Source organism: Methanocalculus sp., from assembly GCF_030651615.1.
Lineage (GTDB): Archaea > Halobacteriota > Methanomicrobia > Methanomicrobiales > Methanocorpusculaceae > Methanocalculus.
Genome location: NZ_JAUSCG010000122.1, coordinates 1 through 7,419, shown reverse-complemented (window position 1 = coordinate 7,419; position 7,419 = coordinate 1). Strand labels below are relative to the sequence as shown.

The window sequence follows — 7,419 nt, the reverse complement described above, 5'->3', positions numbered from 1 at the left end:
GCATCGTCCTGAAGAAAAGAGAGGATAAGGTAGAGGTCGATGATCTCCTGTTTTTCGTAGAAACCAAGCCCTGAATGGATGGAGAGTGGAATGCCATATCTCCTGAGCGCCCACTCAAAGACCGGGAGTTTTGTCCTTCTCTCTATGAGGATGGCGATATCACCGTATCCGGCAGGTCTTGGCCTTTCAATGCGGCTCCCATCCGGTGCCCGGGAGACCATCATCGTCTCCTGTGAGACGAGTTCATGGATTTTTCCTGCTACCATCTCAGCTTCACAGCGGGTCGTCTCTCCACTATCTGTCCCATCCGCTGCGAGGAGGAGGGTGACAGATCCGGATTCACTGCTCCGTTCCGTCTCAAGCATCTGGTATGAAAATTCCCAGGGTTTTCTGGACTCTGCCATTAAGGAGGAGAAGAGGTGATTGACAAATCCCATCACTTCAGGCGTGCTCCGGAAGTTTCTGTCAAGGGAGACCTCCCCTCCGCTGAGCCCGTCTCTGATCAGGTCGCGGGTATGCCGAAACTGCGTCACGTCTGCCCGTCGGAAGAGGTAGATCGACTGTTTAGGGTCCCCGACAACAAAGAGCCTCTCAGATGGTGCAGAGGTATCACCGATGATCCTTGCGATGATATCACTCTGTATCGGGTCGGTATCCTGATACTCGTCAACCAGAATATACCGGTACCGTCTTCTGAAATGCTCGTTGACGAGTGCATCATCCCGTATGAAGAGCTGATGGGTATGCCTGATAAGATCCTGGAATTCCAGCCCGTTCTGTCTCTTCTTTGCAGTATCCACGAGAGTGGTATATGCGGAAAAGACGGAACCGAGGTTTTTCAGAAACGCAATTGTGGTCTGTGTGAATGGGTCGTCTGGTGAGATGGAGCAGGTGAAGATCTCTTCTCTCTCCTTTAAAAGAGCCCTGAGCTCCTTGAATGAGTCTTTGAGCTTGTGAAGATCATCCCCCTCCCAGTTCTTCTTCTGCCCAATCGTTGCCTTAAAGTGCTGGTGAATGCGGTTGAGATCAGTAATAGATGAGATGATCGTTTCCGGAGAAGGATCTCCTGCAATCACCGCAAGGTGTGGCTCAACCGCCCGGAGGTACTCCATACCGGTGTCAAGGGTCCCGGGATACCTCCCCGCCAGATCAGTGAGTCTTCTTACCTGAGTCTGGAATGATGTATTCTGAAGCAGGTCAGCGATGGTATCTGATCGGTATGAGAGGGCCGTCTCCTCCCAGGCGGTAAGGATCTCTTTATCATCCCGCTCAAGTATGCTGAAGAATGACTCTGCATATTCACGCTCAGCATAGAGTGTATCAAGATACGATCTCAGATCCTTCTGGCTGAGCGCCCTGAGTACAGAGACGATGGCAGTATCCTGGTCTGTCTCGGAATAGAGGAGTTCCAGTATGCAATCGTCTTTGATTCTCCTCAGTGCAGGTTCATCAAGGACAGAGAAGCCCGGGTCTACTCCGGCTTCAATGGGGAACTCCCGGAGCACCTGGGCACAGAAGGAATGGAATGTCGAGACATTTGCCCAGAGGAGATCGTCCTGTATCTGTTCAAGCCCCTCCTTCTCAAGGACGGATCGCCGAATCCGGTCCTTCATCTCTGCTGCTGCCTTATCGGTGAAGGTAAGGGCGAGGATCTCACTGACCGCGACACCCTTCTTCTCCAGAAGATCAAGGTACTTCCGGACGAGGAGATGGGTCTTGCCGGTCCCTGCACCTGCAACAACGCAGAGGCTGCGGTCATGATGGAGTGCCGCTTCCGCCTGCCGTTCTGTCAGCCCTTTCATTCTGTTTCCTCCTCAAAGAGGCGCTGTTTGTTGAACCGGCAGACAGTCTTGTAGCTGCAGTACTCAGAACAGTCCTTCTCATCTGCAACCGTCTGGAACCGTCCGTCTCTGATACCGTCCAGGTATCCCCTCACCCATCCAAGAGATTCTGAGATGATTTCGGGAAGAGGGCGGTCACCCCCGCCTGTTGACCTGGAGAAGGTTTTAAAGTAATCCTCAACGGCTGCATCCCGGATGACAGCCTGGCATTTGACCTCTCCTTTCTTCACAGTATAATATGCACCACCGGCACCGATCAGGCCCATACCCAACTCAACTGCCCTGATATAGAGGGGGAGCTGAAGTGCTCTTCCTTTAGTGATATCCCTGTACCCTGGAGAGTTGCCTGTCTTGTAATCTATCACACAGAACCGTCCGTCCTCTGTTCTATCTATCCGGTCGATCCTCCCTGAGAGTCTGATTGCGCTCTCATCATCAAGGGGGATCACGATCGGGTCTCTCATAGATGCAGGATCACCATCATCTGTGATGGGGAGGCCGAATGAGCATTCGAAGTGTGCAGGGACGAAGGGTGAGGTGTTGAGCTTCATCTCATATCTGAGGAACTCTTCAAGGACTCCGACTCCGATATCGTCTGATCCAAGGAGCCTCTCCCCCTCGACAGTCCAGACGGGATTATTTCTGGCATACAGGTCAAGCTCCAGAGAGCAGATCGATCGGATCTCTCTGATCGCTGCCTGAAGGTTCTCCTCCCTGATGGTGCGATCACTCCTCTCCCTGAAGAACCTGTATGCGATCCTGTGGATGAGATTGCCCCGTTCGAGGCTGGTCAGATCGAGGTCGATCTCAGGGAGAGGTTCAAGAGAAAGGACATTCCTTGCGAAGAAGGCGAACGGGCAGCTTGCATATCGTTCAAGTGAGGATGCCGAATAGACCGCTTCATCTCCAAACCTCTCATGAAGAGACGTGAGTATCGCCTCATCATCTTCGAGGATTCCATCGTACGGAGAAGAGGGAATACCGCTTCTGTGGTACTCTTCAATGGTGATCCGGTGAGCAGCCATTTCGAGATCGAGATCCTGTGGGAGGAGTGAGTATGCACCCGCGTAATCTCCTTCTGCGAGGAGGCTGCCCGCAGCCTCCGCTCGTGCAAGCCGTGAGTTTTTGTATGACCTTTTTTCATTCTCATATTCAGGGAGGTCACGTAAAAATCCTGACCTGAGGAGAACCTTCTCACCATCGGTCTTTGGGTATGAGAGTGAGATGGTCTCTTCTGCTGAAGCGAGGGCTGCGAGGAAGTAGTACCGTTCTTCCCTGAGGATTTCAGGTCCGGTACGTGTTCCGAGCATCTTTGTTTCGAGGTTGGTGCTGAGGGGCAGACGGGTAGAAAGATTCGGTATGGTTCCTTCGGTGAGGTGTGCGATGAAGAGGTGGGGGGTTCTGAGATGGGTAATCTCACGGATACCGAGTACCTGAACGGCGTGCCGGGTCCTCTCTGTCGGTATCCGGGTTTTTGATCCCACAGTTTTCAGGAGAGAGAGGAAGGTTGCAGCGGTGATCTTCCTCTCAGGGATGATCCGGGCTGAGAGTTCGAGCCGGTCGAGTATTCTGGTGAAGGCGAGGAGTGCCCGGTCTTCGTCTTCAACCAGATCCTGATCGCCACTCTTCTGGATCACCGGGAGTGTGAGGGTGGTCAGGAGACTCCGGTATCTCCTGAGGTGATCGGTGAGTGTCTGATCCGATGTGAGCGTCTCAAGAATTTCGAAGAGGGATTCGATCCCGGTAAGAATGGCAAAGTCTTCTTCAATCTCACGCATCCGATAGATCCTCCTCTCTTCTGAGAGGGTCTCACAGTCAGCTTTACGTGCTTGGATCTGCCGGGTGATCCGATCATGCCAGTCGGATCGCCCTTTGGTGACACCTGATCGTCGTGAGAGCGAATCGACTTTTGCGCCATCAAGATGGTGGAGCTCTCCAGACTGATCCCAGGAGTACCTGAAGTAGGGGGATTTGAGGAGTGCCAGAAGGTCATCCCTCTGATATCCGAGCACCGGAACTGTAAGGACGAGGAGGAGGGATCGGATGATGGGAGCACTGTTGATGGTTCTGCCGGTGGACGTCGAGTAAGGGATGCCATACTCAGAAAAGATCTCTTCTGTCAGATGAACTGCATCTGCGATCGCCGGGAAGACGAGTGTAATATCTCCCGGAGCTGTTCCTTCATCGATGAGGGTGTGGATTTCGTCTGCTATTCCCCGCAATTCATCGAGGGGATCACGGTATGCGGTGATCCTGATCGTTGTCGGGTTCTGATCATCGAAGAAGCGGGCGAGCGGTGGGAGCGTATCTGTGGGTATGGTCTCGATTGACTTGATCTGAAGCCAGGAGCCGTCATCTGCAAAACACTTCGATTCAGGGAGATAAGGGATCGCATACTCGAAGCATCTGGCCGATCTCTTCAATGCGAGTATCAGGTCTTTCTCGATTGCGAAGGGTTCATAGAGGCCATAAATGAAGACTGACCGTGGTCCTCCGTCAGCGTCTATCTGTTTTGTCGCCCATTCGATGTTGGTCTGTTCATCGAGGAGCTGTTCTTCCCTGAGATACCGGGTATATGCCGAATAGACCGATCCGATCTGATCACTCTTCTGACTCTGAAGTAATCCGAGGGATTCCGGATAGTCAATCTTCTTCTCCTGCAGGACATCGAAGAGGATTCGGAGCTCCTTTGCTATGCCGGAACCTGGTTTTCTCTTCGGAGCAAGGAGCGGGTAGTCTCTGCTCTGAAGGAGTACACTGATGATCAGCTCTTTCTCATGGTTCGTGATCCGGATCTTTCCGCCTGCATGGGTATCCACAACTGCATCTGCGTATCCTCCGAGGGTTGTTACTGTTGACTGGATGAATGAGATGCCGTCATCAAGCAGACGCCTCCGAACCTCACGGACGAGATTGCTGGTCGGGAGGATGAGCAGAGTGGAGAAAGGGTCATCCTGTACCGCAGCGGTTGCTTTTTTGATGAAGAGGTCGAGGTGCCGGCCGGGGAGGATATGGGTGAGTGTCTCTGTCATGGAGGCTCCGGGGGAAGGTAGTCATCTGACTGTTCGGTGAGAGTTCTGATAAGGGTGTTGTTGAGGGGGTTTTTTCTTAGGGTTGGGTGTACGTTTGTTCACCTCTCATCCCCTGATGTATCTCCGTTAGCATTCTATAGGATGAAGGGGTAATTAACCAGATCAGAGAAAGGGTGATAATTATCTTCGCTGATCTCATCGAATTTGCAAACGACTTCATCGTCCCGATCATCTATTTTATCAACATGCTCTTTGCACTCACCGTCGTCTTTATTGAGCGGAAGAGCCCGACTGCGACGACCGCGTGGCTCATGGCCCTCTTTCTTCTTCCTGTCATTGGGTTTATCCTCTATCTCTTTGTTGGACAGAGCTTTCACCGGGATCGGATGTTCCGGGTGAAGAAAGAGTATGATGAGGCGATGACCAATCTGATTGAATCACAAAAGAAGGATCTCTTCAGCCATCAGATCCCGCAACTACACACTGTTTCTGATGCATACAAGCGGATGATGCTGATGCTGATGGAGAGCAACAGGGCAATTGTGACGACGGATAATGCGGTTAGAATCTTTACTGATGGAAATGATAAGTTTGCTGCCCTGCTTGAGGCCATCCGAAAAGCTGAGGATCACATCCATCTCGAATATTATATCCTCAAGGATGACGAGATCGGGCGGGAAGTCTTCTCCGCATTAACCGAGCGGGCAAAGGCGGGTGTCACGGTCAGGTTCCTCGGTGACGGGCTTGGTGCTGCCGGCCCGAAGCGGTCTTTCTTTGCACCCTATCTTGAGGCGGGAGGAGAGCTTGCCTTCTTCTTCCCCTCCCTCCTGCATATACGGCATCCGAGGATTAACTACCGGAACCACCGCAAGATCGCAGTGATTGATGGAAAGATCGGGTTCATCGGCGGGTTTAATATCGGTGATGATTATCTGAGCCGTGTCCCGGAGTGGGCCCCCTGGCGTGATACCGCTGTTATGGTGGAGGGTCATGCGGTCTCTTCGATGCAGATCCGGTTCATACTTGACTGGAACTATGCATCAAAAGGAGAACTAATCGAATTTTCACCTCGATACTTCCCCGGGTCCAACGATTCGGCAGAGAGACTACTTCCGATGCAGGTGGTGTCAGGCGGCCCTGATACCTACTGGAACCCGATCAAAGAGTCATATCTTAAGCTGATCAGTCTTGCAACAGAGTCGGTCTATATTCAGACACCCTACTTCATCCCGGATGAGAGTATCATGGACGCCCTTCGGATGGCTGCCCTATCCGGAATTGATGTTCGGATCATGATGCCGTCAAAACCCGATCACTTCTTCGTCTACTGGGCAGGATACTCATATATCGCACAACTCCTCGACGCTGGTGTCCGGGCCTACACGTATGATCATGGGTTTATCCATGCCAAGACGATTGTTGTTGATGAGGCTGCTGCATCGGTTGGGAGTGCAAACTGGGATGTCCGAAGTTTTCGGCTCAATTTTGAGACAAATGCCATCATGTACGATCATCAGATCGCAATGGTGCTGAAAGAGAAGTATCGTCTGGATCTCGATGTCTGTACCGAACTGACACCTGAGCGGCTTGCAGCCCTTCCATGGATGATCAAGTTGAAACAGTCGGTATCACGACTCTTCTCTCCGCTCCTCTGAATCATCATACTCTTCTTTTTTTGATGGAACAGTAGGAAGAGAGTTTTGTGCGACAGGATGAGACCAGATCTCTCGTCCGGCGCTTCTGATACCGATAGTGAGCACCTGCCTGTTCAATGGTGTATGGGACAAAGCTCCATGCAATGACTCCTGCAGTTGCACCTTTTGCCATATATCCGCCGGATGAACCGATAACCAGGTTCTCTCTCCGGATGATCCCATCCAGGAACTCTTCGACGGTGTCTCCTGCAACAGCAGAGACCACATTCCCGACATCGGAGAGGATATGGGCATCTGACCCGCCGGTATAGGGGATATCATGTGCCTCCGCATATAAAATCGCCTTCTCATTGAGTCCATACATCATCCCTCCGCATATCACCTCGATTCCGTCAATATGATCGAGGACACCGGGGAGCATCTCCTTCTCGACACATTTCAGGACCCCTCTGTTGATGCCGTAGTACCCATAGGGATGGGCAGCAATCCTGAGGCAGTCATAGTCTGAAGCGAGATTGAGACATTCCTGTACCGGCAGATTCTGAAGAAGGCCGGGTGTCTGCCGGTTCCGTTCAACAGTGAAATCATGGAAGAAATCTTCCATATCCCCCGCGGTATAGAAGTACAAGAGGAGGTGGGGACCTTCTCTTGTCTCAAGTTCGATGCCCGGAATGATCAGGATGTCTGATCGTGTAGAGAGCGCTTTGCGTGATCCGCTGATCTCATTATGATCGGTTATGGCAATGCCGATCTTCTCTTTTTCTGCATATCTCTTGAGATCGGAGATTGTTGCTCTGCCATCCGAATGGGTGGTATGCAGGTGCATATCAACAGGATGATACCCATCGGCTCTGAGTGAAGAGATATCTGGTTTGCAGTAACAGATCCGAT

4 protein-coding genes are annotated in these 7,419 nt (G+C 51.8%); 1 reads left to right on the top strand and 3 read right to left on the bottom strand.

Annotated elements, in window-relative coordinates:
• On the bottom strand, positions 1–1,802 hold a 1,802-nt coding region (locus Q7V06_RS05470; RefSeq protein WP_304839207.1), incomplete at its 3' end, for an exodeoxyribonuclease V subunit beta.
• Positions 1,799–4,873, bottom strand: coding sequence for a PD-(D/E)XK nuclease family protein (locus Q7V06_RS05465; protein ID WP_304839205.1), 3,075 nt, complete (start codon positions 4,871–4,873; stop codon positions 1,799–1,801). The genes Q7V06_RS05465 and Q7V06_RS05470, both read right to left, overlap by 4 nt.
• Before the next feature lie 173 nt (positions 4,874–5,046).
• Here Q7V06_RS05465 and cls point away from each other — a divergent pair, with 173 nt between their 5' ends.
• Positions 5,047–6,528, top strand: a complete 1,482-nt coding sequence (gene cls, locus Q7V06_RS05460; RefSeq protein ID WP_304839203.1) for a cardiolipin synthase — start codon at positions 5,047–5,049, stop codon at positions 6,526–6,528.
• A gap of 4 nt (positions 6,529–6,532) precedes the next feature.
• Here cls and Q7V06_RS05455 read toward each other — a convergent pair.
• On the bottom strand, positions 6,533–7,419 hold an 887-nt coding region (locus Q7V06_RS05455; protein WP_370650812.1), incomplete at its 5' end, for a PHP domain-containing protein.

What these genes read in the sequence shown, in the direction of transcription:
- Q7V06_RS05465 (WP_304839205.1), bottom strand. Translation starts at nt 4,873, where the DNA reads ATGACAGAGACACTCACCCATATCCTCCCCGGCCGGCACCTCGACCTC.